Here is a 25,928-nt window from a genome sequence, read left to right as displayed (position 1 = left end):
CCAGATGCACGGACGAGCAGGCTTCACCCTGCTCCGCCACCGCATCCTCCTTGGATAACAGCACGCTACGTCACCACCGAAAGTGAGACAGGGCCACATTTCCGGGGGGCTGCGTGGTCTCAGCGGGAGAGGGTGCTCCGACCAAGGGCGCCCGAGTCCGGAGGGACGTCAACAGCATGACCACGATCCTGGTGACCGGCGGGACCGGCACGCTCGGCCGGTGCGTGACGGAGCGGCTGCGGGCGGACGGGCACGCGGTGCGGGTGCTCAGCCGGCACACGCAGCCGTACGCCGTCGATCTGCGCGTGGGCGGCAGTGCGCTCGACGCCGCGCTCGAGGGCGTGGACACTGTGGTGCACTGCGCGACCACCCAGCGGGGCGGCGACGCGACCTCCGCCGATCACCTGATCGCGGCGGCGCGGCGGGCCGGGGTGGGCCATCTGGTCTACATCTCCATCGTCGGCATCGACCGGGTCCCGCTCGACTACTACAAGACCAAGCTGGCCGTGGAACACCGGATGGAGGCGTCGGGCCTCGGCTGGACCATCCTGCGCACGACCCAGTTCCACGACCTGCTGGTCACGATTCTCGGCGGACTGGCCAAGCCGCCCGTCATGCTGCTCCCCGCCGGGGTTGCGGACCAGCCGGTGGAGGTGACCGAAGTCGCGGACCGCCTGGTCGAGTTGGCTCTCGCCGCGCCGGCCGGACGGGTGGCGGACATGGGCGGCCCCGAAGTGCGGTCCCTGGACTCGCTGGCCCGCGCCTACCTCCGCGCGACCGGACGGCGCCGCGCGGTGGCACGGGTGCCGCTGTTCGGCCGGGCCTATCGCGCCTGCCGGGAGGGCGGATTGCTGGCGCCGGAACAGGCAGTGGGGAAGACGACGTTCGATGAGTATCTGGGGCGCCGCTTCGGCGGCTGACACAGGGCGTCGGGGCGGGGCGATCGGTCCCGGTTCGCGGGGCACCGGGGAGGTGAGCACCAGGCAACCGGTGGCTCTCGCGGAAGAGCGGGCGGCGTACGGTCAGTTGCGGTCCTGGGGTGCGAACAGGTCGTCCTGGGCGCGGTCGCGGGCGGTCAGGAGGGCGCCGCGCAGGACCGCCGTGCCGCCGACGGTGCTCGGCCGCACCTCCGTGAGCAGGGGTGACATGCGACGGAGCCGCTCCTCCACCAGCCCCGCGAGCGCTGTGCCGCCGGCCTGTCCGGCCTCTCCGCCGAGCACCACACAGCCGGGGTCGAGCACGGCCACCACGGACGCTGCGCCGACGGCGATCCGGTCGGCGAGGGCGTGGAGAAAGCGCTCGGCGGGCCGTTCGGCAGCCGAATCGTCCGAACCGGCGGGGCGCCCGGGACCGGGACGGGCAGTACCGGAATCGTCCGGCTCCCGCGTCAGCTCCGCCACGGCCTCCCGGATCACGACCGCCGCGCCCGGTCCGTCCATCGTGGCCGGTACCGGCAGGCCGTGCTCCGCCGCCAGGGCGCCGATCGCCGCCGCCCCCGCCAGCGAGTGGAAGCCTCCGTCGCAGTCCCTCGCCGAAGGCAGCGAGTCGGTGCCCGGCACCGGCAGGAAGCCGATCTCGCCCGTGCCGCCCGAGGCCCCACGGCGCAGCCTGCCGTCGAGGACGACCGCCGCACCCACGCCATGGCCCAGCCAGAGCAGGACGAAGGTGTCCCGGTCCCGGGCCGCGCCCTCGCTCTGTTCGGCGAGAGCAGCGAGGTTGGTCTCGTTCTCCACCGTGACCCGGGCCCCGGGCAGCCGTTCCTGCAGGGCCGCGGCCAGGCTGCGATGCCACTCGGGCAGCCCGCCGGAGTCGCGCAGGTCGCCGGTGGCCGGGTCGATGAGGCCCGGAGCGCCGATGCCGACGGTGTGCAGCCGATCCGCCCCGGCCTCCTTCGCCGTCCGCTCCACCGCGGCCACCGCCTGTTCCACGGCGCTACCGGTCCCGGTGTCGCCGCCGATCGGCACGGACGCCTCGGCCAGCACCCGTCCGACGAGGTCGGAGACCAGGACGAAGACACCGCCGGTGCGGACGTCGAGCGCGGCCAGGTGGGCACGGCCGGCGACGATGCCGTACAGCCGGGCGTTGGGACCCCGGCGCTGCTCGCCGGACTCGCCGACCACCGTGATCAGCCCGGCGGCCGTGAGCCGTTCCACGAGGTCGGCGACCGTCGGCCGGGACAGACCCGTCAGCTGCTTCAACTGCCCGGCCGTGAGCGGGCCTTCCTGCTGCAACAGGCGCAGGGCCAGCCGGTCGTTGATGGCCCGGGCGGTGCTGGGTGATGCGGGCATGACGGGAATCCTCCCAGATCGACGCACCGTGGAACGTCGACGGCGGCCGTAAAACCGTCTATCTATCAGGCAGGGTCCCTGATAGTTTACGGCGCGTGCCGCGAGGGCGACCTGTGGGGAGGGACCGGAACATGAGTGACGTGGGCTTCGCGCGCGACGAGGTGAGGCGCGCCCGGTACGCCGTGGCGGCCGTGTTCGCCGTGCACGGCGCCGTGACCGGCACGTTCGCCACCCGGGTGCCGTGGATCCAGGACCATGCCTCACTGGGTGCGGGACAATTGGGGTTCGCCCTGGCCTTCACGGCGTTCGGCGCCTCGTGCGCGATGCCGCTGGCGGGCCGGATCAGCCACCGTTTCGGCAGCCGTACGGCCCTGCGCGGGCTGCTCGCGTTGTGGACGCTGTCGCTGGTCCTGCCGTCCTTCGCGCCGAACCTGTACACCCTGTGCCTGGCGATGTTCACCTACGGCGCGAGCGCCGGCATGGCCGACGTGGGGATGAACGCGCTCGGCGTCGAGGTCGAGCGGCTGCTGGACAAGTCGATCATGTCGGGGCTACACGGCATGTGGAGCGCGGGCGCGCTGATCGGCTCGGCGGCCGGCACGCTCGCCGCACACCTCGGCGCAGACGCCCGCCTGCACTTCTCGCTCGCCGCGGCCGTGCTGACCGTGCTCGGACTGGTGGCCTGCACCTGGGTGCTGGACCTGCAGCCGGCGGAGGACGAGGAGCCGCCGCCGCGCTTCGCACTGCCGCCGCGCTCGGCGCTGCTGATCGGCACGGTCGGCTTCTGCGCGGTGTTCGCGGAGGGCGCGAGCCTGGACTGGTCGGCCGTGTTCCTGCGGGACCGGCTGGACAGCTCGGCCGGTGTGGCGGCGGCCTGCACGACCGGCTTCATGCTGACGATGGCGGTGGCCCGGATCGCCGGGGACGCGGTGGTGAACCGGTTCGGCGCGGTCCGCACCGTCCGGGCCGGCGGCTTCCTGGCCGTGCTGGGCGGTCTGCTGATCGTGTTCGCCGGGTATCCGGCGGTGGCGATGGGTGGGTTCGCGCTGATGGGGCTCGGCATCGCGGTCGTCGTACCGCTGTGCTTCGCGGCGGCAGGGCATGCCGGGCCCAACCCCAGCCAGGCCATCGCGGGCGTGGCGACGATCACCTACACCTCGGGCCTGATCGCACCGAGCCTGATCGGCGGGGTGGCCCAGGCGACCAGCCTGGTGGTGTCGTTCTGCGTGGTGACGGCGCTGGCGTGCGGGCTCGCGGTGTTCGCGGGCGTCCTGCGCGGCGCCGAGCGCGGCGGCCGGACCGAGGTCAGCCGGCCGGCCGCAGCAGTTCCCGACCCACGGCCCTGAAGGCGTCGGACCAGGGCGCCGGGCGCAGGGTCGCGGCGTCGAGCCGGACCAGCACCCGGGTGCCCTGGGCGTAGGTCCGCGTCCCGTCGGCCGAGCAGAAGCGGAAGCCGTAGGTCAGACCGGTGGTACCGAGCCGGTCCAGCCAGAGGTGAACGGCGTAGGTGCCCGGGCTGGTCACGGGTGCCTCGTAGCCGATGCGCAGTTCGCGGACCGCGTTGCAGGCGTCGCCGGCCGCGTGCCAGTCGCCGTCGAAGCGGACGCCGTGCGCGTTCCACAGCTCGGTCCAGGCGCGCTCGACCAGCAGCGGGTAGCGGGCGTTGTGCAGGAGGCCAAGCGCGTCGAGGTCGTCGAAGTGCACGGTGACGGGGATCAGCCGGCCGTAGGAGACGACGGGCGCGATCGGGGCTTCGGCGGTCACGGGGCGGGCTCCTGAACATCGCTGCTGGGACGGTTCCATACTAAGCGACCGCTCAGGAGCCCCGGCCGGGGGCCGGTCAGCCCGCGATGGAGTCCAGCTGCTCGGCGGCGGGCCGCAGCGCCCACAGGTCTCCCCCGGGCGGTGCCTCCAGTCCGGCCACGGCCGCCTTCGCCGCCGTGTCCCCGGCGTCGGCGGCCGCGTGCACGACGTCGGTGGCCGCGTACCGGTGGAACTCCAGCTCCGGGTGCGGCCACGCGGCGGCGCCGGTCGCGGCCGGCAGCAGATAGTCGATCGCCTTGAACAGGCTCTGCCCGTCCGGGCCCCGATACGACCACAGATCCACGCCCACATGCCGGCCGATGGCCGCGAGCCGGGTGTAGGCGACCAGGTCGAAGGTGGAGTAGTGCCAGCTGCGGGTGCGGGCGAGCTCCTGGGGCTGGCTGCCGTCGCCGGCGATCTGCGGGTCGATCCGTTTGCCGCGCGCGTCGAGCACGGTCCGCCGGGCCAGGGCGGTGTCGCCGGTGGCGTAGGCGAGGGCGGCGAGCTGCATGTCGTAGAAGGTGCCGTGGTTGTTGGCGGCCGCGCCCTCCTGCTCGCCGAAGTCGCTGTTCTTCAGCCAGTTCAGGAAGTCGGCGTTCCACTTGCCCATCGCCGTACGGTCCTCGGCGCTCCAGCCGGGGGCCCCGGCGGCCAGGATCGCCTGGGCGTCGAGGACGCTGGTGTACGACTGGGAGAAGTCGATGATGCCGATGGCCCGGCCGTCGTACTTGCACGGGATGAACTGGGCGTGGTCCAGGTCGGGGTTCATCCGGGTGGCCGGGTCCAGGAACCAGGTGCGCAGGATCCGCCCGGCCTTCTCGGCGTAGCCGCGCTTGCCGGTGTAGTACCAGGCGAGCGCGAGGTCGTACGTCGAGTCGAAGACCTTTTCGGCGTCCTGCCGGTCCGTTCCGCTGTCGACCTCCGGGTTGCGCTGCCCGTCGCGCTGGACGTACGGGCAGCCCCAGGGGTTGTCGGCGGTGGGGGTGGTCGTGGGCCACCAGTAGGGGGCCTGACTCAGGTACTCGTGGACGTCACCGCCGGGTGCGGGTCTCGGCTTGTCGACGACCGTCCAGGGGCCCTGGTCCAGCCAGGTGTCGGCGCGGGTGGTCAAGTCCCGCAGTGCGCGCTGGAGTCGGGGGTCGTGGTCCAGGCGGGCGCGGGCCTGCTGGAGGCGGTCGCCGTCGAGGACGGCGGTCCGCGGGGCCTTCGGCGCGGCGTGCGCGGAGGGGGCGTACGCGGCGTGCGCGGACGGGACGAGCGCGGCGCCGAACGTCACCACCGCGGCCAGCAGCGCGGCCGCACGGGATCTTCCACTCATCGAGCACTCCGATCTGTCATCGATCAGCGTGGGTCAGATACATGAACTGAGTTCACGAGTAGGACCGTGCGAGCGTAGAACCGCTCGTTACCCGTGACAATGGTTCGGACCGTCTTCACGTACGTAAGAAAGCGAAACTGCCCCATGGATCTCGGCGTGCGCTGGAAGCTGCACGGTGACGGGCGTACGCCCGCGCCCGGAGCGGTGGTACGCCCCGACGAACGGCTCTCCTGGCCGCGCACGGTGGGCCTGGGCGCCCAGCACGTGGTCGCGATGTTCGGCGCGTCCTTCGTGGCGCCCGTCCTGATGGGCCTCGACCCGAACCTGGCCATCATGATGTCGGGCGTGGCGACCGCGATCTTCCTGCTCGCCACGCGCGGCCGGGTGCCGAGCTATCTGGGCTGTTCCCTGTCGTTCGTGGGCGTGGCCGCCGTCATCCGCGCACAGGGGGGCACGAGCGCCACGGTGACCGGCGCGGTGTTCGTCGTCGGTGTTGCGCTGTTCCTGGTGGGACTCGCGGTGCAGCGCTTCGGGGCGCGGATCATCCACGCGGCCATGCCGCCGATCGTCACCGGCGCGGTCGTCATGCTGATCGGCTTCAACCTCGCCCCGGTGACCGCCTCCACCTACTGGCCGCAGGACCAGTGGACGGCCCTGCTGGTCATGCTGTTCACGGGGCTGGCCGTGGTCTGCCTGCGCGGCTTCTGGTCCCGTATCGCGATCTTCCTCGGGCTGGTCTTCGGCTACGGCATCTCCTGGGCCTTCGACCGGATCTTCGGCAAGATCCACTCCATGGGTCCGAGCGGCAAGGTCACCGATCACTGGCGCCTGGACCTCTCCGGCGTCTCCAAGGCCGACTGGATCGGCCTGCCGCACTTCCACGGTCCGTCCTTCCAGTGGTCGGCGATCCTGGTCGCGCTGCCGGTCGTCATCGCCCTCGTCGCGGAGAACGCGGGCCACGTCAAGGCGGTCGGCGAGATGACCGGCGATCCGCTGGACGACAAGCTCGGTACGGCGATCTCGGCGGACGGCGTCGGGTCCATGCTGTCCACCGCGGTGGGCGGCCCGCCGAACACCACCTACTCCGAGAACATCGGCGTGATGGCGGCGACCCGCGTCTACTCCACCGCCGCCTACTGGGCCGCGGCCGGCTTCGCCCTGCTCTTCGGCGTCTGCCCGAAGTTCGGCGCGGTCGTGGCCGCGATCCCGGGCGGTGTCCTCGGCGGCATCACCGTGATCCTCTACGGCATGATCGGCCTGCTCGGCGCCCAGATCTGGCTGCACGGCAAGGTGGACCTGCGCAACCCGCTGAACCTGGTGCCGGCCGCCGCGGGCATCATCATCGGCGTCGGCAACGTCAGCCTGAAGTTCACCAGCAACTTCTCGCTCAGCGGCATCGCCCTCGGCACCCTGGTCGTCATCACCGGCTACCACGCGCTGCGCGCCTTCGCCCCGGCCCATCTGAAGAAGCAGGAGCCGCTGCTGGACGAGGGCACCTCCGCCTACGACGCGGAGGCCGGCGAGGGGGCTCCGCGCGCCAAGTCGTAGGCGTACGACGGCGTGAACGTCCCGGCCGCGCCCCGGCAGCCGTCGGACTCGCCCGGCGGCTTCACCCACAGATGGCCGTCGATCCGGGCCTCGCCGGTGTGCAGGGTCGGCGCCCGGCCGATCTTGCGGCCGGCCGGGTCGCACCACCGGCCGTCCGGCGGGGCGCCGTTGCCGTTGCGGCTGGTGTCGATCACGGCGCCGAGGCTCGCCGCGCCACCGAGCGCGTCCAGGACCTGACGGTCGTAGGCGATCTCGTCGGCGGTGGTGCGGAAGTTGGAGACGTTGCTGAAGACGCCGTCGGCCTCGGCCGCTCCCGCCGGCCTCAGCAGCGCGGCCTGCCGGGCCGGCGGGTTCCAGCCGGAGTGGCCGGCGTCGTAGTAGACGCGTGCCTTCGGGTTCGCCGCCTTCAGGACCCGGCCGGCGCGGGCCGGGGAGGCGAACCGGGCGGCGCGGTCGGCGTCCGGCAGACAGTCCGACTGGGCGATCGAGTCCGGCTCCAGGACGACGATCACCTCACCCGCGCCCAGCCCCGGGCGAACGCGTCGATCCAGGCGTCGTAGGCCGCGAGGTCCGGCGCACCGCCACGCGAGGCGCCGCCGCAGTCGCGGTCCGGGATCGCGTACGGCACGAGTACCGGGACCCGGTCCCGCGCCGCCGCCCCCGCGGTGACCACGCGCACCCGGGCGGCGATGGTCTCCACGTCCGGGTCGGTGAACCACACCGCGGCCGGCCGGTCGGCGATCCGGGAGGCGATGAGGGCGGTGCGCGGATCGTCGGGATGACTACGGACCCGTTCGAGCACCTGGGAGCCGGAGTGGCGGTAGAGGAGCGGTGACACGGGGGCTGTCGGCTCCTGACTTCCGGCTCGGGCCGGGGCGGGAGTCGCTGCGGTCCGGCCGCGCCCCGAGGGGGCGCGGGGCCGTGTCCGACCTGTGGCTGCCGCCGTGTGCGGGCGATCGACCACAACGCACCCGCGTACGGCCGACGGCCCATCACGGCCCTCCCGCGGAGCGCTCAGCGCCGCGATCACACCGGTGACGCAGCGGGCCAGGGCCACCACCGGGGCCACCACGGCCATCACCCCGTGCCGTACGGCACGCCCGCGCGCGGCCCGGCGCTCGGCAAGGCGCCGGGCACGTAAGCCCGACACGGTGCCACTCCCCCCTCGCATCCCCTCCGCAGCGGTCCGTTACCCCGTTCCGGCGAAGCACCGGGCCGGTCGGCCCGTCCCGCGGCCCAGGGCTGGGACCCTTCCCCCATGGCGCTGTTGGAACACTTCACCACTCCCGTCGACGCGGTCGTCTCCCGGATGCGCGCCCTCGACACGTCGCTGCCCGAGCGGGACGGCATCGCCGTGTTCAACCGCGTCTACCTCACCGTCACCGAGGAGATTGACCGGCGCCTGGAGGGCGGGGAGTTCCCGGATCCACGGGCGGCGATCGCGCTGGACGTGCGGTTCGCCGAGCGCTATCTGGCGGCGGTCGACGCGGCGGCCGAGGACCGTCCGCCCGCCTGCTGGCGCCCGCTGTTCCAGCTGCGCCGCCACCCCGGGGTACGGCCGCTGCAGTTCGCGCTGGCGAGATGAGCAGACATGCACTCCATCTGGGTGATGGCTGACCTGCGTAAACATGCGGAAGCCCCGCCCACCTCCAAGGGGGAGGAAGTGAGCGGGGCTTCATGCCGCCCTACCCGCAGCGGAACGGGTGTCGGCGTGGGCGGCGCCTCGTCCCGACGGGGAGGCAGGACGAGGGGACTTTCGGACGCTAGCGGGGGTGGAGTCGGCCGACCTCACCGGCACCCACACCCCCGCCGCGCCCTCCGCGGGCCGGACGCCGAAGCGCCCAACGCGCGGGTCTAGGGGGTGTGCACCGGCTTGCCGCGCCAGTAGTGGACCTCTCCTGCCGCACCGTCGCGCAGGATCCTGCCGGCGTGGTCAACGCCGTCGCTGTGTGCCTCCAGGCCGCAACGCACTCCGACGCCGTCCTTTGTCGTCGTTGCTTCGCACCGAGGGCCTACGCCAGCCTCCGCGAGGGTCCAGACGGGATCCGGTGGCAGGCTGAACCGCTGGATTCGGACGAGGCGGAATCGGTTGTCCCAGGGCTCGCGCTCCATGAGCTGCCGGGCCACCTCGACGGGATCCTCCCCGTCCTCCACGCGTAGCTGACGGAGACGGCCGGCAACCTCGACGTAGGTCACGGCGGGGAGGTCGAAGAGTTCATCCGCGGATTTGATCGTCGGGAACGGCTGATCGCTCACTTCGTCCCCCTGTTCCGCTGGTGTCGCGCCATCTCGACCCGGAGATCCGATGCCTTCGACGGGTCGTAGTTCAGGCTGTTCGGGTCGTCGGCGTCCGCAATCTGACGTGCCAGGGCGCCGCACACGTCGCATCCCGTTTTGGGCTTGGGGGGCCGATAGACCCACGGATACGTGAGCTGAATCGGGACATCCCGCAGAACCGTCTCTAGTGCCATCCCTGCACCTCCGCCACGTCGTCTTAAGGACGACAGTAGGGAGGCGTCAGGGGGAGGTTCCACGAAGTTCTACGGGGTTCTATGCGAGTTCAGTCCAGCGATCCAATAGCCGACGAGATGAGGCTTCTCGCGTCTGCACCGAACACCGCTAGAGCCGTCATCTCCTCGAAGGCATGGCCGTACATGGCGATTTCACCCGGGGCCGTGACGGTGATCGCTGCCGTCAGCAACTCCACCGACACGCGCTCCTCGTCGAACACCGTGAACGTCTCAAGCGTCCACATGGGACGCTCGCGCCCTGCGGGGATGATGCCGACGGAGACGGCCGGTAGCGCCATCACAGAGAGGAGATAGCCCAGTTGGCCGGCCATGACGGTGGGGTTGCCGACGACGTGACGGAGGACGGACTCCTCTAGCAGGAAGGCGAACCGGTGCCCACCCTCCCGGATGATGTGCGAGCGCTCCACCCGCGCGGCTGACGCGTCCTCGACGTCGTCCGGCGTCCCATGCACGCGTGCGATGTTGCCGAGCAGCGCAGCGGCGTACTCGTAGGTCTGGACGAAGCCAGGTACCACGGTGGAGCTGTAGACGCGGAATGTCCGCGTGCGCTCGTAAAGCGGGACGCGCGACTCTTGGAGCCGTCGGAGGCCGGAGCGCTGTACCCGGCGCCACTCCAGATACATGGAGTCGGCCGTCCGGTTCGCCGCCAACAGGTCCGGGATTTGATCCTCCGCCTCGCACGCGCGGCACCATGTCCGGATGTCGTCGTCTGACGGGGGCGTAGTGGCGCTCTGGAGGCGTGAGACTTTCGACGGCTGCCATCCGGCGCGGGCGGCCACCTCCCTACCCGACAACCCCGCGTCACGGCGGATCTCTCGAAGCTTCTCCGCGATGGCGCGTCGAGCCTCGTCGAGGGCGGCTGATGGGTAGGGAGATTGCATCGGCGGGCGGCGCTCAGATCACGTAGTCCGCGTGCGGGATGGCGCGATGCCACACAGCCTCGAAGGCTTCGGCGTGGCGCTTCACGACGTCGGCCGCTTCTTCCATGACGTCTTCAACAAACCGGCCATCGCCGGCGAACAGGCTGAATCGGATAAGGCGGTCGTCGAAGATCCACAGATCGTTACCGGGCAGGAGCAAGTCCGACGCCAGGCGACGAGGGAGCCACCGAACGTCTTCGCCGGCCGCTAGGTTCTGCGGCGTGCACGAGTGCTCGTAGCGGATGTACTCGCTCACGGGCTCCGATACGACGCGTGCGCGGCGCATAACGACGCCACGGCCCACAGCGTCCGCTACGGCGTCATGAAAGCTGTTCCACCACGATGAGCGGTCGTTGACGTCGTACCTGTGCCCAGAGCGCCAGGCGGCGAAGTCGTCATCTTCCTCGACGACGCCGTAGACGTCGCGCGTCTCCAGGTGAACCGCGGACCGCTGACAGCCGGCGAGTAGCTCAGCGAACGGCGGAACCGTCTGCGGCATCGAGCGCCTCCCTGATCTGCTGCGCCATCCTGACGGGCAGCCGGACGACTGCCTCCGTGTCGGGGATGGGTCCCGTCTCCAGGCACTCCGCCTGGAGAGCCTCGTCCGCCTTCCAGCCCTGGAAGACGATCTCTTGCTTCTCCTCGTCGAGCCACACCGTAGGGCAGTGGTCGCCGTTGGTCTCCGGGTCCTTCCCGAATGATCGTAGAGCCATGGTGATCCCCTCCGTCACGCGGATTGCGCAATGTTCTACGCACCATCACGCCGGAGGGTGCCGGCGTCAAGGGTGCCTAGAGCCAACCCGCGACACGCATGCGCAGCCGCCAGGCCCTCCCGTGCTCTGGTGTGCAGAACTGCTTGACGCGCCCCGCGCCTGGCTTCTGCTCGACGTCCGCCCCGCACTGCGGGCACTGGACGGGCTGCATCTTCGCTGACTGACCGAGCATGGCTGTTCCTCCTGAGGAAGTCATGGGGACGCCCCGCCAACCCTGACGGCCGGCGGAGCGTGGGGGTGGAGTGTGCGCCGCCTCGTCCCTGTCGGACGGGCGGCCGTGCGTACGTGTCAGATATCGACTGGCGTCGAACGTCGAGCCGCGCGGAGGTAAACGAGGGATGCCAGAGAATTGGGCTTGAAACGCCGTCGCACGAACGGCGTTGGGTACGCGCAACGCACCCGTTCACGTCCGTTTCCGGCGCCAACGGTGGCGTTGTGCCCCGATTCGACTTTCCGTGCGCCCCTCATGTGATCTAAGCGCCGTAATAATGGCCCTTGCTGCCGTCGACGCATCCACATTCCATCGAGCCGCATTCGCCCTGGTGGCGGCGCTAGGGCCGACTCTTCCGCAGTACCACGAGGGAAATTGACGGAGAGGTGGGGTTGTGTTGTCGGAGTCAACGACGGCAAACGGAGGCCTATCCGCGCGGTTCTATTAAGCCGATTAGCGTCAGATGGCGAGCGTTCGTAAGGGTCGCTCCCGAATGTCTCCGAAACGCTGCCCACAACCTCCGTTTACGCTACTGAATGGCCCGTCAACGACGTTGGGTCGGTCAGACAGTGACCCAGTTGCCAGCCGCCGGGATCACAGTCACCGACGTGCCGACGGGGACAGTCTTCGTCGCACTGCCGTCGATAGTCTCACTTCCCGCGGCTGCCACGGTGAGGGAATTGGTCCCGGTATTCTTGAAGGTGTAGGCGCATGCAGTGTTGGCCGCACTGACCAGGGTCGCCGTGAAGGCTCCGGCCGAGGTGTCACACATCAGGTAGCGGTCCGTCAGACGAACGGTCGCGGCGCTGCTCAGACCCCGGATACCCTCCGGGTTCTGACCGTCGATGATCCTCAGTTTCGTCGGGTGGCCCGACGTCGACAGGTTGGCGATGTTGTAGAGACCCGTCAGCTTGATTGTCCCCAGGGCTGCCGCCAAGCCCAAGCCGTTGTTATTGTCCGCGAAAGTCGGGGTTGACGTTTCGGTATCGAGCTGCGTGTCAAGGAACGGACCGATCCCGCTTGCCCCATACCCGATGATCATCACGTTGTTCGCGCAGGCTTCGACGCTGAGCTGAACCGCCTTAATGGCGTGTGTAGCACCCCCGCTGCCCATGTACTGACCGACGGCGCAGAAGCCAGACCAGCAATACAGGATGCGGACGTCAGTAGCCGTCGTGTGCTCTGTGACGAAAAAGCCGTAGGTGTAGCCGCCATGGCACGTCAGGTTGCGGACCACAACGTAATCGTTGTTCCCGTTCGCCGGCATGAGAGCGCCGATGCTGAGACCGGCGGCGAATCCTCCGACACTCGCGAAGTCGCCGTTAGGAACCGTCCCTGTCGTCCCGTAGGCCACGTCTTCCACACCAGCATTGGCGACGCCCGAGAAGTCGAACGCTGAGTACGTCAGGCCGTACGCGCTGTAGGCCGTCAGGATGGAAATCCCCTTCAGCGTGACGAGCATATTCGAGTAAAGCGCCGCGGACGTCCCGTAGCCGTGCGGCTGCGTTGGTCCACCGATAACGGCGGGGTTCCCGCTGTTAGTGATCGTCAACGCCTGCGCGCTGATCGACGCATTGACGCCGAAGCTGACGAGGCAGCTCCCCGACGTCTGCGGAACCGTCTGGTTCCAGTGCTGCACCCCGGAGCCGCTTACGGCACCTTCGATCGTCAGGACGATCTTCCGCGCCGTGTCCGCGATAACGGGGATGGTGATCTGTGCGTTCCCCTTCGTCGTCCCGCCAGTCACCAGCGCGCCGGCGACGCCGTAGAAGCCGCTGGACGCTGGGACGACCACCCGGGCCGCTCCGCCGTTCGCCTGCGCCCACGTGACGGCGTCGTTGATGGCGCTCTGGATTGCTGCTGTGTCGTCCGTAGCCCACATGACGACGGCAGTGCTCACCGTCGTGGCAGCGTTGACGGAGAGCGTTACGTGCCCGGAGTCGGTGAAGCCGGAGATCGTCCCCGTCAGGGTCGTCACGCCTGAAGCGCCAGCGCCCTTGACCATGATGGCTTTACCGACGTCGGCCGACGTGAACGGCGTCGACGTGGCGCACGTGAGGACCGCGGAGCCTGCGGTCATGGCGCCATCCGTGCGGACCTTGCCGTCGCCCTTTGCGCCGTATGCAGCCTTGACGTTGAACACCCAGTCGCCCGTGTCCGCCTTCGCAAGCGTGGCGTAGGTGCTGTCGGCCGTCGCCTGCGTCAGAGCGCCGATGTTGGCGGGCGTGATGCCCAGGTTCGTCCGTGCGGCGGACGCGTCGGGCACGTCGGAGAGGTTGCCCTCCTTCGCCAGGTAGGCACCGTCAGCGCGCGTCACCTCCGCTGCGACCTTGCCGTCCGTGTACGCGGAAGCGGCGGAGGCCGTAGTCGCGCCCACGTCGGCAGCCGTCAGGTTGACGGCACCTGTGTGGCCGTTGACGCTCGCCACAGCTCCGCCAGAGCCCAGGGCGTGACCGGCAGGCCAGGCACCGGACGCCTTCGGGCCGTAGATCGTCCACGCCACGTAGTCGAGGAAGTAATCCCCGTTCGTGCCGTCGGCCGACGTCGGGGCGGCAGCGCCGCTCAGGATCGTCTTCCCCGCGGGACCCGCGACGAGGAGGTACTCTCCACCGCTCTGCGTGGCCGGTGCGATGTCCGCTAGGTCGATCGTCGCCGTCGCCTGCGGGAGGGCTATGTAGTAGGTGCGCGACGTGGCGCCGGTCAGCGTCTCCGTCACGGTGTAGGTGAAGTTGATCGGGCGTGCGCCGGCGTTGTCCGTCGCGATCAGGACCACGCTGAAGGCGCCGGTAGCGTCGAGCGTTGCCGTCACGGATCCCACGGCAGTGGTGTCGGAGCCAGGGAGGCGCAGGTAGTCAGGGGCGGAGAAACTCACCGTGCCGGCGTAGGGCGTTCCGTCAGGCTTGATGTATCGACCGGTTACGTTCACGGTGGCGACGCCAGACGGCATGACAGGTGTGGTCATTTGGGGTCCTTTGGGGCATACGAAAGCCCCCGGCGCATGCGGTGCAGCCGGGGGCTGGAGGTCAGGTGTCGGTGGGGGGCGGGTGGCGCTCCTCTGCGTCAGGCGCGCGCCTTCCCATGCGGGAAGAGGCCCGGAACAGGGTCCAGTGGGCTTGTCCGGGCGTCGAGCGCATCGAAGAGCCGCAGGAGTTCCGCTACCTCGTTTGCGTCCTTCGTGCGCAGCGCTTCATGGGCGCGCTTACTGACGAGCGCGCAGGCTATGGAGCACATGGGCTCCCGCTTGAGAGATCCGTCCCGGCGCTGCCTTAGCCGGCCGTCGAAGGCACAGCCCTTCCGGCGACACGGATAGCTGGACGTCAGGCCCACAGTTCCTCCAGGGCATAAGAAAGCCCCGGAGGTTGATTCCTCCGGGGCTGAAGTCGAGTCACGCTTTTAGCGCTCTGACCTGCGGTTTGTAACGCTTCGCTGTTGATCTTGAGTGTGGCGGCGCGGTCGTTTGTTGGGCACGATCCGCCTCGTCCGCTCCGCGGAAGGACGCCGCAGGGGCCGCCAGAGGGCGCCTGAGTGCCGTTCTGAGGCCTCCTAGGTCGACCCCTAACCGGTTGTCAGACCGCGCAGCCCAGCACCTGTACGGTCGGGATGCTGCCCCGGAGGGGGATACCGGGTGGTATCACCGCAGGTCAGGGCCTTGATCATCTAATGTCGGTCGACTCGACGGGCCGCAGGCGGCTGCCTCGCTCAGTCCAAGATCAGCGGCGTACGCTCGTCGCTCGTCCTGCCATCGTCGCCAAGCACGGATCACGAACAGTGAGTTCATGCCGTTGCGCTCGACGTCGGCTGACTCGTCCTCACTCAGCCACGTCCACACGACGCACGGTGTGCGTAGCTCCCGCGGGCAGGCCGGTACACCCGTGCCGGGTGCCTGTGCCGCTGCCCGTCGGGCGAGCATGGCTTGCGTGCGTGCACTCACGCGGCACCGCCGGGCAGCGCGTGCAGCTCACCCGTGCTGGTGTCCACCGCCTCCATCTGCCACCCCAACGTGCGCATGCCTGCGGGCGACAGGCCAAGTTGTTCGGCCAGGTGTCGCGCTTCCTGCGCCAGTCCAGCCGTCGCCCTGCCGGCGAGCGACTGGCACACGATCTGTACGTACATTGCGACGAGCGGCACGTAGGCGTCGTGCCACTGTGTCGCCTGCGGGCTAACCCACAGCTCATTCCACATCGACCGCTCTGCCTCACTCCACGCGCGCCCTGTCGGCATGTCGGGAATGGGCAGGTCACAGCCCGAGAGTGGGAGCACGACGAGACCGGCGCGAGGTTGCTTCCTGTCGTCCCTGTGCGTGCGGCTGTACGGCCGCGTGGGGTCCCTTCGTGGGCCCGGGGCAACCATGCCTTCTCCAATCGCCCCGCCCTGGGGCCGTGTTGACTGCTAATGTGTTGGTTGACGGGGGTCAAGGACGCATTGTGCTGCCCACGTTTTCTGAGGTCGTCAGCGCCTCCCCCATCGTTGTTGTCGCGTGCTACCTGATTGACCGACTCACGATCATCGTTCTCACTCGCGGCACCACGCCGTCACAGCGAGCGGCCATTGTCCGTGCGTGGCGGGGAGGTGAGAGGTAGCGGGGAGCGTCAGCGCTCCAGCGTGTATCCGCCGTGCTGGAACTTCTGTCCCTCCGGGTGCTTCGCGCGGTACCGCGCTTCGCCGGCGCCCATGCTGCCGTGTGCGGAGCCAACGTCGGAGCCGGATCCGGACGGAGGGCGGACGGTGCTGACGTTCAGCTCCGCTGCAAGCGTCCGTGCGTCGGCCGTCAGCTCCTCGTCAGTGGCGCCCTGAAGCCGGGCGCTCTGCTCCGGTGTCAGGCCGGCTGCCAGGCCAGCCTTCAGCCGGGCAAGCTCCAGTCGCGTCGACTCCAGCTCCACTCGGGTGGAGGCGAGTTCAGTCTCGAAGTCCATTGCCGTCATTCCTCTCAGTAGCGGGGCACGCGCGGCGTCGGGTCGCCGACCGTCGCGTTAGGGGTTGGCTTCGGTGGCGTGGGCGACGAGGCGTCGAGGTGCGGCGCCGTGCTGTGCTCGAAGGTCTTCGACGGCTCGTAGCCGCGCGCGGGCAGTTCGGCCGGTGTGATGTCCACGGCGTCGCCCCCAAAGGCGTCTGGTCGCGACGCTGCGATGTCCGCCTCAATCTCGTCGTCCGACCGTGGCACGTAGGCGCCTTCCTGCGACGCCGTCCAGCGCAGGAACTCCAGCGTCACGCGCCCCGTGATGATGGCGTCCCGTACGAACGCAGGAGCGTCGGCAGCGTTCAGTCCGCGCACATGGCCGGCAGCCGCGCGACGCCAGACGTGAACACGGGAGTCAGCGTTCCCCGCTCCGTGCCCCGGGGTCCGCGGTGCCAGCAAAGACCACTGCGCCTGGCGGATGTTCTCCAGATCCTGCGTCAGCTCACGGAGCCGCGTCCAGGCCGCTACGGCGTCGCCTCCCGCCTCGATGACGTCTTCCGCCGTGCGGGCTCCGCCGATGGCCTCAACGGCCGTCCTGGCGGCGCTCAGGACGTCGTCGAGGCGCTTGCCGAGATACGCAAGGGCCTTGCCGGCGTGGTCGCTCAGGGCGTCGTGGAGGAGCCATTCCGCCTTCGTGACGGCACGCTGCCTGGCCTGGCGCTCGACGAGTACGGCGTCAGCGTCGGCGTAGGTCTTCGCTGCCTTCGTTCCGACGTCCTTCGGCCAGGATCCGCCGGACAGGGAGCGTCTTCTCCGCGGCAGCGATCTCCGGTACCGACGCGCGTGCGGCGTCGAGTTCAACGTTCGTGGTCATACTTAGTCCTCTGTCTTCTCTGGAAATGAGTGAGGCCCCTGCCCACGCGGGGCAAGGGCCTCTCTGAAGTGAGCGGTGCGCTCCGCGTAGCGTTGCCGCATCCGTGCGCGCGTCGGCTCAGGGTCACGCGCGTAGGCTTCGCGTCGCTTAGCGCGATAGCACGTCAGGCAGTGGGGGCGTGTTCCGCCTCGTCCAAGGGGGTCACGGGGCCAGTAGTCGAGCGTGACGGGGAACGCTTCGCCACACGTGAGACAGGGCCGCGCGCCCGGACTCGGCACGTCAAGTGCGTGCATCGTCTCTCCGTCCGGTCGTCTTCGGTCTTTGTGTCGAATCGAGAGCATGGAAAATGGCTCCCGTCCGTGGAGTAGCGGCGCGGAGCAGCACGGCCAGAGGAGTAACCGGCGCTTCGACGCGCCCTTGAGAGGCACGGACGGGAGCCCTTCGGCGTGACGCCGCAGGAGGGAGACGCAGCGTCACGCGGTGCGTGGACCGTCAACGGTGAGAGGCACTCTGGGACCGGAGGTCACACGACGTAAGTGGGGAGGGAGAGGGGCAACCCCCTCCCCTCCCTTATGTACGTGCGCACAGGCGTCAGGCGGCGTCCTCGTCCGCCCGCACGGCGCGCATGCGCTCACGGTTCGCCGTTCGGCGTCGCTCCGTCGCGCACGCCGCCGAGCACAGCCGGCGCCACTTCCGACGCTGCGACGCGGGGCGGCGCTGCGTGAATTCCTTCCCGCACTCGATGCACGACCCAGCCCACTCCTTGAAATCCCCGACGACAGTCACTTGCCCACCGTCGACGACCCACGCCGGCCCCTCCGTCGCCTGCGCCTGGCTCTCCGCGAAGCGGCGGGCAATTTCCGGGTCTACCCGGACGGCCACCGGGGCGACGTAGGGCGGCTCGATGTCCATCGCGCGGCCCGTCGGCCGACGTCGCTGCGGGCGCTCCGGGTCGTCCTCGTCGTACATGCCGTCGTGCCAGTCCTCGAACATCCGCTCCCCGAACTCCTCGTCAGGCACGTCGTCGTACGGGTCGTGCCCGCTCAAGCCGCGCCACGGCGCGCGCCCACGACTCACGTAGGCCTCGTGCTCCGCCTCCAGCTCTAGCGCGAGATAGCGCAGCTCCTCCGCTTCGTCCGTCAGCCGCGCGCGGCGTCGGATCGGTGCTCCGTTGTCGTCGTACATACCCCTGCCCCTTGTCGTCAGGGGGCCGCGCCCTCCGCGCGTGCCCCCACACCTTCGTTATGGGGCGGCACACCGACGATGTGACGCCCTACTAGAGTTGTGGGGGAATTCATGGCGGATGTTCGGGTGCAAGTTGACGTCGAGCCGGACGGCACAGGACAATGATCACTTAGCGTGATTATCGATGGGTGCGGGCTCCTGACGCTGAAACAAGTGGCTTACCTGCGAGAAGCCCTGTACGGTCCTCTGCCGGTTTCCTGGCTCCCCGCGTACCCCGGAGGCGAGATAGGCGCCCAGATGGGCGCTCAGGGCTCTTCTCGGGCGCCCTCCATCTCACACCCTCCCCGTCAGCCGCCGTCCGCCTCCGTCAGATGGGCGCTCGACGTCCTCCCGGACAGACTTAGTGCCAAAGTGTCAAACTAACCCCCTTCTCAGCTTTCCTCTAACACGCGTTAAGGAGAGTTAGAAGTAGGGGCCTAATTTGACACTCTGGCCATAGTTGCAGCTCAGAGGCTCGCGGAGGAAGGTCAAACTCGACGAGGGCCGGAGCGGAAGGAGCGCGGAGTAACGAGCCTCGTAGGCTGTTACTCCTTACATGTCACGGAATAGAGCACTCCGATTCCCTCGCGCCATCTTCAGACAGCACGGAGGGCCCGCACCGGTCGATGCCGGCGGGGCCCTTTCCGTTACGTTGCGTTACTTGTTCCTGGCTTCCTCGGCCTCGATCTTCCGACGGAGATAGTCCGTGTTCCACCCGAGATCCGACGGGTCGTCGTCGAGCGCTCCATGGATGGTCACCCGCGCCCACAGTGCACGGTCCGCGATGCGACGGTTGTAGACGTCGCCATCCGGCACCGTGAGCGCCTCACAGACAGCTTCGAGGAGGGCGCGGAGGTCGCGCGCCTCGTCGCTCACTTGCCTGCCTCCAGGGCGACGAGGAAGCGGCTCGTCGACGTCGCACGGCGCAGCCCATCCCGGCAACCGGCGTGAAGCGGCACCCATGTGTCACCGCTCTCGACGATCTCCATCTCCTCCGTGTCGCTCCACTCGAAGCACCACGCGCAGGCGGACTCTCCGCGGCACTCCGCGCACCACACAGTCCCGTTCTCGTCGACGTCAGGGCGGGTGAAGTGGTGGACGAGGCCACAATCGCAGGTAACAGCCTCGTCGGCCGCGAGCGGCTCGTGGACGTCGATGCCGGCGGCGAGCGCTTCACCGACGAGCACGAGCGTCGACGCGTCGCGGAGCGACGTCACGTCGCCCGTGAGGTAAACCGCCGCAAAGTCGGTGACGCGGTAGTCGGCGTGTGAGGCGAAGGTGGCCGGCGCGCCAAGCTCATACGAGATGTTCCACGCCACGTGGCGGAGGTGCTCGACGTCGGAGGGGGTGGCGATGGGGCCGAGGACGAGAGCGCGAGCGGGGGAGGCGTGCATACTGGTGTCCCTTTCACAGGAGCGTCAACCCCGTCTTCGTCTGCCAGGACCGGCGGGGTTTTCGCTTGCGGGCGATGACTCAAACGTAAGGGGTCCCCTTGCACATGTCAACCCACCCCTTACACTGAGGCCATGACGACACCACCGGACCCGTTCGCCAACCTCGGCCGCCTGGCGGAGGAGAGCGACGCCACCCAACGCGCCAAAGGTGCCAGCACTGCACTCCAGGCCATTCCTGAGCTTCAACGATGGCTCCGTGAGATCCGCCAGGGTGCCGTGCAGGAGCTGCGCTCAGCCGGCATGAGCCACGCGCAGGTAGCCGCAGAGCTTGGAATTAGCAGAGCGCGTGCGCAGCAGATTGCCGAGGGACGAGCCACAGGCAAGCGCGCGGAGTAGCGAGGAGCCCCCGCCAGTGTCCCGGCGGGGGCTCCGTCGTGATCGGCTACAGCGACGCTTGATGGCGCGCTTCCTCCAGAGCGTCCGCCTCAGGGTCGGGGCGCGCAATCTCGAAGGTGAGACGCTCCTCGATGGGACGTCGCCACCCTGTGGGTGGCCATACGGTGACGCGTACGGATAGGGCGAGCATCATCTGTCGACGTTCCTCGTCGTTCGCCTCCCGGAAGGCGTCGCCCCACGTCGTGTCTAGCTCCACCTCCTGCACCTTCGGCGGCTCCACGGGGATGCTCCGGAGTTCCGTCAGCCTGGCGTCAATGCCGTTCATCTGACGGACGACGACGTCAGCAGCGGCGCCGCGAAGCTGCGCGAGCCGGTTGCCTAGCTCTTCGAGGTTGGACTCAAGCTCGGCAATCTCCGGCCGATGGTCCACGCCAGGCGTGCGGACAATCTGGGTCTGACGCATGAACCCGAAACGGCGCACGAACTCAGAGTGAACCCACTCCGTTGTGGTCGCTCGCGTCACCGTGGGTTTCGGTATTCCCCTGTCGTGGCGGGCGCTGTTGCACCGGAAGATACCGGCCCGCGTGCCGTCGTGCTCCGTGCGGTAGGCGGTGTGCAGGTTGCTCCCACACTCGTGGCACACGAGGATGCCGAGCAGCTCGTGTGCATCGCGCCGGCGCGGGGCCTGCAGCGCCTCCACTGCCCGGCTCTTCAACGCCTCTTGCAGCTCTCGCCACGTCTCATCGCTGATCAGGGCTACACCCTGCAGCACAGGGCTGCCGTCGGCGTTGCGTACCGTCGAGCCCTCCCGGGTGACGAGGTGCCCGCGATTCAGGGCGGACATGAGCATTGACCTGACGGTCGTCGCCATCCACACGTTGCCCGGGTCCTCGTCACGCCCTGCGAGCCGCGCCCGGTGGTTCGTCGGCGTCACGGCACCTGACGAGTTCAGCCAATCCGTGATCTCGTTGAACGACTGCCCGGCAATAGCACGCGCAATGGCGGCGCGACGGATGTCGGCCGTCTCCTTGTGCTCCCCCAGCCACCACCCCTCGTTGCCATCGGGGAACGTCTTGCGCTCAGGCTGGAATCCGTATGGCACCGGGCCGCCAGCCCAACGGCCTAGCGATTGGAGACGGGCCGCAGCACCCTGATTCCGCTCGACGATTGTCTGTCCTTCGAGCTGTGCCGCGAAGGCGAGAATGAGCATGATCAGCTCTGACATCGCTGAGCCGAAGTCGAGCTCTAGCATGTCGCCCCCGGGGCCGGAGGCGAATACCAATCTCTTCCCGTGTTTCTTAGCGAACCTGCCTAGATTCGCCATGTCGGCCATAGACCGTACGGCACGGTCCATGCGTTGCCAGACCATGACGTCCCACTCGTCTGGTCGTTCTAGCCAATGAAGGAGTTCTTCCCGTTCCCATGGGGACGTCTTCAGTGCGGATACGTCGATGTCCTTCGCCCATCCGACGAGGACACCCCCGATCCGGTGGGCGGCAAGAGTGATCATCTCATCTTGCACCTCTGGCGAGGTGGTTGAGTCGTGGTACCGGCTGAGCCGGATAGCCCCCACGACGCGCGGCGCTTGCCGGGGCAGTAGCCCCGTACGCCCGGTCAGTTGCGTCATGGAATGCGATGTTACTCCGAACGGTTCGCGCTGGCGGGCATCAACGCGCACATCGGGCACGACCTGGCGCTCGCCGTGGTGGACGCCTGCCGAACGCTCGGCTGCGAACCGCCCGAGCTGGAGGACGAGTTCGACCGCGTGGGCGAGCTCCTCGTCGCGCTGGAGGAGCGCATCCGCGAGGATCTGATGCCGGGCCCCGATCTGCTGCAGATCGCCGACCCGCTCACCCATCTGCTGGGCTCCTGGAGCCTGGAGCGGGCCCGCGACGCGGCCTGGGTGGCGGCACGGACCCTGTGGACGCTGCGTCGCTGCGCCGACATGGCCGAGGAGTTCGCCGAACGGCTGGACACGGCGGTGGGTTTCGCGGGGCGGATGCTGCTGACGCCGCTCGCCGAATGAACCCTGGCCGGATTCCGCCCCTGCGCGCGCCGCCTTCGGAACACCCCGGTGATCGCCATACGTTTGCCTGCGAGTATCCGTTCCGATCACAGAGGAGCAGCGGTATGGCGACCCGCCTCGGCCTGAGTCTTCCCCAGATGCGGCAGTACTCCATCGGCACGGACGTGCCCACGGTGGCACGCGCCGCCGAACGGATCGGCTACGACAGCCTGTGGGTCTTCGAGCGCGCTCTGTTCCCGGAGCCCGCGACCCAGGGTCTGTACGGCGTCGAGGGCCTGCCCTGGCCCGACCAGTACCGGAACGTGGCGGACCCGCTGGTCACCCTCGCCCTGGCCGCAGCGGCCACCGAGCGGGCGGAGCTGGGCTCCAGCGTCCTGGTGGCGCCGCTCCACGTGCCGTTCCAGCTCGCCAAGGCCCTGGCCTCGCTGGACGCGGCGAGCGGGGGCCGGGTCATCGCCGGCCTCGGCACCGGCTGGTCCCTGGACGAGTACGCGGCCTCGGCCGTACGGCCGTTCGAGGAGCGGGGCGCGGCCCTGGACGAGATCATCGCGGTGTGCCGGGCGGTGTGGGGTCCGGATCCGGTCGTGTACGAAGGTGAGTTGACCAGGATCGCCTCCGCCGTGGTCGGACCCAAGCCCGCCCGGCCGATCCCGATTCTGCTCGCCGCGGGCAACCGGCGGGCGTGGCGGCGGCTGGTGGACCACGCCGACGGATGGCTGCCGGTGGGCATGGGCGCCGACCAGGTGGCCGCGCAGTGGCGCCAACTGCGGGAGCTGGCCGAGGAGCGGGGACGCACCCAGCCGATCCGGACGGTCCTGCGGGCGAACACCGCCCGCCTGCCCAAGGCGTACGAGGGCGCGGACCGCCGAGCCTTCCAGGGCAGCGTGGACCAGATCGTCGAGGACCTGGTGGAGCACGCGCGGATCGGCCTGGACGAGATCCTCGTCGACCTCCAGGACACCGCGCGGGACGCGCAGGAACTGACGGACGTCGCCGCGGAGGTGTTTGAAAAGGCGCGGGCGGCCGGAGTCTGAGGCCGGCCGCCCGCGCCTTTGTCCTTGCTCGCTCTTCTGGTCAGTCCTCGGGCAGCTCCACAGGGGCGATCTCGTCGTACACGTCACCCGGGCCGGGGTTGGCCGGGTCGGTCTCGCCACCGAAGTGGTGCATGACGCCCCAGACCGCGTTCAGCGCGGTCTGGATCGCGCCCTCGGCCCAGCCGGCCGTCCAGGAGATGTCGTCGCCGGCGAGGAAGACGCCCCGCTTGTCCTCGGGCAGCCGGTCCTGCATGAAGTGGGTGAACAGGCGCCGCTGGTAGCGGTAGTGGCCGGGCAGGTTCGCCTTGAACGCGCCCATGAAGTAGGGCTCGTTCTCCCAGGAGACCGTCACCGGGTTGCCGATGATGTGCTTCCTGATGTCGACCTTCGGGTAGATCTCGCCCAGCGACTTCAGCATGACCTCCATCCGCTCGTTCGCGGACAGCGGCAGCCACTTCAGGCTGTCGTCGCACCAGGTGTACGACAGGCAGATCACGGCGGGCTTGTCCGGGCCGTCGTCCAGCAGGTAGGTGCCGCGGGTCATGCGGTCGGTGAGCGTCATCGACATGACGTCCCGGCCGGTCGGATTTCCCCTGTCGTCGACGGCCTTGTCCAGCCAGAACGGCCGGTCCACGGGCACGAAAAGCTTGCTGGACTCCATGTAGTGGGTGCGCTCGATCGCCGTCCAGTGGTCGATCGGAAAGAGCGAGTCGTCACAGGCGATCTTGGACAGCAGCATCCAGGACTGGGCGGTGAAGATCGCCGCCTGGTAGGTGCGGATGTCGCCGTTCGCGTCCGTCACGGTGATCTGGTTGCCCGCGGTGCGGTGCAGCCGGGTCACGGCCGGGCGCGGCTCGCCGTCCACGTGCAGGGACTTCAGCGAGGTGCCGTACGGCCAGTGGACGATCTTCTCCGGCTCGCGCTCCCACAGGCGCAGCGGCAGCTGCTGGGAGCCGCCGACGATACCGCGGTGGTGGTCGTCGGCCTCGGTGTAGACGACACGCAGGATCTCCAGGATGGAGTTCGGGAAGTCGGTGTCCCAGCCGCCGGTGCCGAAGCCGACCTGGCCGAAGATCTCGCGGTGCCGGAAGGACTTGAAGGCCTCGGAGTCACAGAGGAAGCCGTAGAAGGTCTGGTTGTCCAGCTTCTCGACCAGCTTGGCCCAGATCTCGCGGATGCGCGGGACGTCCCGCTCGCGCATGGCGCGGTTCATGTCGGAGAAGTCGGCGCCCTCGTCCAGGCACTTGTTCCAGGCGTCGGCGACGTCCCGGTACACCTGGGGCAGGTCGTCGATGGTCTCGGCGTAGTGCGACTCGCCCTTGAGGTCCACGACGGTCGAGGGGGTGGCCTCGGCCAGCGGGTTCGGGAAGGGCCTGGTCTGCAGGCCCACCATGTCGATGTAGTGCTGGAGGGCGGTGGAGGACGGCGGGAAGCGCATCGCGCCCATCTCGGCCGTCAGGGACTCGTCGCAGCCCTCGAAGCCGACCGTGCGCAGCCGGCCGCCGATCTGGTCGGCCTCGTAGACGACGGGCTTGAGGCCCATCTTCATCAGCTCGTAGGCGGCCACGATGCCGGACAGGCCACCGCCGATGATCGCGACCTCGGTGCCGTGCTCGGTCGCGGGTATCTGACCGAGGCCCGCCGGGTGGGCGAGGAAGTCGTCGTAGGCGTAGGGGAAGTCCGGGCCGAACATGGTGATCGGCGGCTGTTGCCCGTCGGTGTGCTCGACGGCGTTGGGCACCGTGGACGTCATGGGGTACGGACTCCTTGCGCGTGGTGAAACAGGGGGGAGGCTTTTTGGCGGCGGCTCAGCCGAGCGACCCGTACAGACCGGGGCGGCGGTCCTGCAGGTACGGGTTGGCCTCGCGGGAGGCGGCCAGGAAGGCGGGGTCGGCGTCGGCGACCACCAGTTGCTCGGCGCGCCCGGCGCGGGTGCGGGCGACACCGTCGGGACCGGCGAGGACGGAGAGGCCGACGAACTCGAACTCCCCCTCCTGGCCGACCCGGTTGACGTACGCGACGTACATCTGGTTCTCCCAGGCGCGCACCGGCACCAGGGACTCGGCGACGAACTGGAAGGGGTGCATCTGCGCGGTCGGGACGACGAGGAGGTCGGTGCCGGCCAGGGCGTGGGCGCGGACGTTCTCCGGGAACTCGACGTCGTAGCAGATCATCAGGCCGACGGTGAGGCCGTTCAGCTCGGCCTGGACGACCGGCTGCTCGCCCGGCGTGAAGTGGTCGCGCTCGAAGCAGCCGAAGAGGTGGGTCTTGCGGTAGTTCGCGAGCCGGGTGCCGTCGGCGGAGATCAGCTGGGCGGAGTTGTGGACGGTCTCGCCGTCGCGCTCCGGGTAGCCGTAGACGATCGCCACGCCGTGCCGATGGGCCAGCTCGGCGATCGCGTCCGCGCTGTCGCCGTCGGCGGGCTCGGCGAGGCGGGCGATGTCGTCGCCGATCGCGTACCCGGTCAGGAACATCTCCGGTGCGGCGAGCAGCGCGGCGCCCGCGGCGGCGGCACGGCCCGCGGCCTCGTCGAGGACCTTGAGGTTCTCGGCGATCGAGCCGGGGCGGCCGGAGCTCTGGAGCAGGGCGGTGCGCATGCGGGTCCTCACCGGAAAGTGGCTTCGGGGGCGGCCCTCGACGTTTTTGGGGGCCACGAAGAAGGTACGGTCGGCGCGCTCGGCCGGACAAGAA

Annotated in this window: 22 protein-coding genes and 3 pseudogenes; 7 read left to right on the top strand and 18 right to left on the bottom strand. The window is 69.3% G+C overall.

All coding sequences use genetic code 11. The features are described from left to right. Positions 1 to 176 precede the first annotated feature (176 nt). Entirely contained in the window at positions 177 to 920 is a 744-nt protein-coding gene (locus AB0M27_RS29480) for an NAD(P)H-binding protein (protein ID WP_365725892.1), read from the top strand. 102 nt (positions 921 to 1,022) lie between these two features. Here the strand turns inward: AB0M27_RS29480 and AB0M27_RS29475 are convergent, their stop codons facing one another. After that, positions 1,023 to 2,288 (bottom strand): ROK family transcriptional regulator, encoded by a 1,266-nt coding sequence (locus AB0M27_RS29475; protein WP_365725889.1) that lies wholly within the window; start codon positions 2,286 to 2,288, stop codon positions 1,023 to 1,025. 131 nt (positions 2,289 to 2,419) lie between these two features. Between AB0M27_RS29475 and AB0M27_RS29470 the strand changes: the two genes are divergently transcribed. Further along, positions 2,420 to 3,634 (top strand): MFS transporter, encoded by a 1,215-nt coding sequence (locus AB0M27_RS29470; protein ID WP_365725886.1) that lies wholly within the window; start codon positions 2,420 to 2,422, stop codon positions 3,632 to 3,634. On the opposite strand, the gene AB0M27_RS29465 is transcribed toward AB0M27_RS29470, so the two are convergent. After that, the gene (locus AB0M27_RS29465; protein ID WP_365725884.1) at positions 3,594 to 4,052 is read right to left on the bottom strand and encodes a thioesterase family protein; all 459 of its coding nucleotides are present in this window, start codon (positions 4,050 to 4,052) and stop codon (positions 3,594 to 3,596) included. The genes AB0M27_RS29470 and AB0M27_RS29465 overlap by 41 nt on opposite strands. A 76-nt stretch (positions 4,053 to 4,128) precedes the next feature. After that, a complete protein-coding gene (locus AB0M27_RS29460) occupies positions 4,129 to 5,409 on the bottom strand; it encodes an alginate lyase family protein (protein ID WP_365725882.1) in 1,281 nt (426 codons plus the stop codon). A gap of 144 nt (positions 5,410 to 5,553) precedes the next feature. Between AB0M27_RS29460 and AB0M27_RS29455 the strand changes: the two genes are divergently transcribed. After that, positions 5,554 to 6,957 (top strand): solute carrier family 23 protein, encoded by a 1,404-nt coding sequence (locus tag AB0M27_RS29455; RefSeq protein WP_365725880.1) that lies wholly within the window; start codon positions 5,554 to 5,556, stop codon positions 6,955 to 6,957. Here the strand turns inward: AB0M27_RS29455 and AB0M27_RS29450 are convergent. Beyond that, a pseudogene (locus AB0M27_RS29450) lies at positions 6,912 to 8,035 on the bottom strand (glycoside hydrolase family 6 protein). The gene AB0M27_RS29455 and the pseudogene AB0M27_RS29450 sit on opposite strands and share 46 nt — an antisense overlap. A gap of 180 nt (positions 8,036 to 8,215) precedes the next feature. Here AB0M27_RS29450 and AB0M27_RS29445 point away from each other — a divergent pair. Then, positions 8,216 to 8,536 (top strand): annotated as a pseudogene (locus tag AB0M27_RS29445) (DUF5995 family protein); the annotation flags it as partial. Positions 8,537 to 8,811: 275 nt separating this feature from the next. Here AB0M27_RS29445 and AB0M27_RS29440 read toward each other — a convergent pair. From AB0M27_RS29440 to AB0M27_RS29390, 11 genes are all read right to left on the bottom strand, one after another. After that, on the bottom strand, positions 8,812 to 9,213 hold the full coding sequence (locus AB0M27_RS29440) for a hypothetical protein (RefSeq protein WP_365725879.1): 402 nt from the start codon (positions 9,211 to 9,213) through the stop codon (positions 8,812 to 8,814). A gap of 304 nt (positions 9,214 to 9,517) precedes the next feature. Beyond that, a complete protein-coding gene (locus AB0M27_RS29435) occupies positions 9,518 to 10,369 on the bottom strand; it encodes a helix-turn-helix transcriptional regulator (RefSeq protein ID WP_365725877.1) in 852 nt (283 codons plus the stop codon). A gap of 13 nt (positions 10,370 to 10,382) precedes the next feature. Then, complete coding sequence (locus AB0M27_RS29430; protein WP_365725876.1) at positions 10,383 to 10,907, bottom strand: DUF6879 family protein; 525 nt, start codon at positions 10,905 to 10,907, stop codon at positions 10,383 to 10,385. Next, on the bottom strand, positions 10,879 to 11,121 hold the full coding sequence (locus AB0M27_RS29425; protein WP_365725874.1) for a hypothetical protein: 243 nt from the start codon (positions 11,119 to 11,121) through the stop codon (positions 10,879 to 10,881). Before AB0M27_RS29425 ends, AB0M27_RS29430 begins: the two co-directional genes overlap by 29 nt. An 833-nt stretch (positions 11,122 to 11,954) precedes the next feature. Continuing rightward, positions 11,955 to 14,354: a hypothetical protein gene (locus AB0M27_RS29420; RefSeq protein WP_365725872.1), complete on the bottom strand. Its 2,400-nt coding sequence runs from the start codon at positions 14,352 to 14,354 to the stop codon at positions 11,955 to 11,957. Positions 14,355 to 15,319: 965 nt separating this feature from the next. Then, entirely contained in the window at positions 15,320 to 15,574 is a 255-nt protein-coding gene (locus tag AB0M27_RS29415) for a hypothetical protein (protein ID WP_365725870.1), read from the bottom strand. A 407-nt stretch (positions 15,575 to 15,981) separates the two neighbouring features. Then, entirely contained in the window at positions 15,982 to 16,305 is a 324-nt protein-coding gene (locus AB0M27_RS29410) for a hypothetical protein (protein WP_365725868.1), read from the bottom strand. 14 nt (positions 16,306 to 16,319) lie between these two features. Continuing rightward, on the bottom strand, positions 16,320 to 17,150 hold the full coding sequence (locus AB0M27_RS29405) for a hypothetical protein (protein WP_365725866.1): 831 nt from the start codon (positions 17,148 to 17,150) through the stop codon (positions 16,320 to 16,322). Between the two features lie 604 nt (positions 17,151 to 17,754). Next, positions 17,755 to 18,348 carry a hypothetical protein gene (locus AB0M27_RS29400; RefSeq protein WP_365725865.1) on the bottom strand — a complete coding sequence of 198 codons (594 nt, stop codon included), beginning with the start codon at positions 18,346 to 18,348 and terminating at the stop codon, positions 17,755 to 17,757. A 696-nt stretch (positions 18,349 to 19,044) separates the two neighbouring features. Next, positions 19,045 to 19,263: a hypothetical protein gene (locus tag AB0M27_RS29395; protein WP_365725864.1), complete on the bottom strand. Its 219-nt coding sequence runs from the start codon at positions 19,261 to 19,263 to the stop codon at positions 19,045 to 19,047. Further along, the gene (locus AB0M27_RS29390) at positions 19,260 to 19,781 is read right to left on the bottom strand and encodes a hypothetical protein (RefSeq protein ID WP_365725862.1); all 522 of its coding nucleotides are present in this window, start codon (positions 19,779 to 19,781) and stop codon (positions 19,260 to 19,262) included. The genes AB0M27_RS29395 and AB0M27_RS29390 overlap by 4 nt, the downstream gene beginning before the upstream one ends. A gap of 132 nt (positions 19,782 to 19,913) precedes the next feature. Between AB0M27_RS29390 and AB0M27_RS29385 the strand changes: the two genes are divergently transcribed. Then, entirely contained in the window at positions 19,914 to 20,177 is a 264-nt protein-coding gene (locus AB0M27_RS29385) for a sigma-70 family RNA polymerase sigma factor (protein WP_365725860.1), read from the top strand. 46 nt (positions 20,178 to 20,223) lie between these two features. Here AB0M27_RS29385 and AB0M27_RS29380 read toward each other — a convergent pair whose 3' ends face one another. Beyond that, the gene (locus tag AB0M27_RS29380) at positions 20,224 to 21,804 is read right to left on the bottom strand and encodes a recombinase family protein (protein WP_365725858.1); all 1,581 of its coding nucleotides are present in this window, start codon (positions 21,802 to 21,804) and stop codon (positions 20,224 to 20,226) included. A 21-nt stretch (positions 21,805 to 21,825) separates the two neighbouring features. Between AB0M27_RS29380 and AB0M27_RS29375 the strand changes: the two are divergent. Beyond that, positions 21,826 to 22,203, top strand: a pseudogene (locus tag AB0M27_RS29375) (DUF5995 family protein); the annotation flags it as partial. Between the two features lie 104 nt (positions 22,204 to 22,307). After that, the gene (locus AB0M27_RS29370; RefSeq protein ID WP_365725856.1) at positions 22,308 to 23,237 is read left to right on the top strand and encodes a TIGR03619 family F420-dependent LLM class oxidoreductase; all 930 of its coding nucleotides are present in this window, start codon (positions 22,308 to 22,310) and stop codon (positions 23,235 to 23,237) included. A 40-nt stretch (positions 23,238 to 23,277) separates the two neighbouring features. Here AB0M27_RS29370 and AB0M27_RS29365 read toward each other — a convergent pair whose 3' ends face one another. After that, on the bottom strand, positions 23,278 to 24,990 hold the full coding sequence (locus AB0M27_RS29365; protein WP_365725854.1) for an NAD(P)/FAD-dependent oxidoreductase: 1,713 nt from the start codon (positions 24,988 to 24,990) through the stop codon (positions 23,278 to 23,280). Between the two features lie 55 nt (positions 24,991 to 25,045). Further along, positions 25,046 to 25,834, bottom strand: a complete 789-nt coding sequence (locus AB0M27_RS29360; RefSeq protein WP_365725852.1) for a carbon-nitrogen hydrolase family protein — start codon at positions 25,832 to 25,834, stop codon at positions 25,046 to 25,048. Positions 25,835 to 25,928 lie beyond the last annotated feature (94 nt).

This window comes from Streptomyces sp. NPDC052107 (assembly GCF_040680215.1).
Taxonomy (GTDB): domain Bacteria; phylum Actinomycetota; class Actinomycetes; order Streptomycetales; family Streptomycetaceae; genus Streptomyces.
This window is presented reverse-complemented; position numbering and strand designations above follow the sequence as displayed.

Bases quoted from the DNA above. Each gene is read 5' to 3' on its own strand.
- AB0M27_RS29480 (WP_365725892.1), top strand. From the start codon at position 177: ATGACCACGATCCTGGTGACCGGCGGGACCGGCACGCTCGGCCGGTGC.
- AB0M27_RS29475 (WP_365725889.1), bottom strand. From the start codon at position 2,288: ATGCCCGCATCACCCAGCACCGCCCGGGCCATCAACGACCGGCTGGCC.
- AB0M27_RS29470 (WP_365725886.1), top strand. From the start codon at position 2,420: ATGAGTGACGTGGGCTTCGCGCGCGACGAGGTGAGGCGCGCCCGGTAC.
- AB0M27_RS29460 (WP_365725882.1), bottom strand. From the start codon at position 5,409: ATGAGTGGAAGATCCCGTGCGGCCGCGCTGCTGGCCGCGGTGGTGACG.
- AB0M27_RS29455 (WP_365725880.1), top strand. From the start codon at position 5,554: ATGGATCTCGGCGTGCGCTGGAAGCTGCACGGTGACGGGCGTACGCCC.
- AB0M27_RS29435 (WP_365725877.1), bottom strand. From the start codon at position 10,369: ATGCAATCTCCCTACCCATCAGCCGCCCTCGACGAGGCTCGACGCGCC.
- AB0M27_RS29430 (WP_365725876.1), bottom strand. From the start codon at position 10,907: ATGCCGCAGACGGTTCCGCCGTTCGCTGAGCTACTCGCCGGCTGTCAG.
- AB0M27_RS29425 (WP_365725874.1), bottom strand. From the start codon at position 11,121: ATGGCTCTACGATCATTCGGGAAGGACCCGGAGACCAACGGCGACCAC.
- AB0M27_RS29420 (WP_365725872.1), bottom strand. From the start codon at position 14,354: ATGACCACACCTGTCATGCCGTCTGGCGTCGCCACCGTGAACGTAACC.
- AB0M27_RS29415 (WP_365725870.1), bottom strand. From the start codon at position 15,574: ATGTGGAATGAGCTGTGGGTTAGCCCGCAGGCGACACAGTGGCACGAC.
- AB0M27_RS29410 (WP_365725868.1), bottom strand. From the start codon at position 16,305: ATGGACTTCGAGACTGAACTCGCCTCCACCCGAGTGGAGCTGGAGTCG.
- AB0M27_RS29400 (WP_365725865.1), bottom strand. From the start codon at position 18,348: ATGTACGACGACAACGGAGCACCGATCCGACGCCGCGCGCGGCTGACG.
- AB0M27_RS29390 (WP_365725862.1), bottom strand. From the start codon at position 19,781: ATGCACGCCTCCCCCGCTCGCGCTCTCGTCCTCGGCCCCATCGCCACC.
- AB0M27_RS29385 (WP_365725860.1), top strand. From the start codon at position 19,914: ATGACGACACCACCGGACCCGTTCGCCAACCTCGGCCGCCTGGCGGAG.
- AB0M27_RS29380 (WP_365725858.1), bottom strand. From the start codon at position 21,804: ATGACGCAACTGACCGGGCGTACGGGGCTACTGCCCCGGCAAGCGCCG.
- AB0M27_RS29370 (WP_365725856.1), top strand. From the start codon at position 22,308: ATGGCGACCCGCCTCGGCCTGAGTCTTCCCCAGATGCGGCAGTACTCC.
- AB0M27_RS29365 (WP_365725854.1), bottom strand. From the start codon at position 24,990: ATGACGTCCACGGTGCCCAACGCCGTCGAGCACACCGACGGGCAACAG.
- AB0M27_RS29360 (WP_365725852.1), bottom strand. From the start codon at position 25,834: ATGCGCACCGCCCTGCTCCAGAGCTCCGGCCGCCCCGGCTCGATCGCC.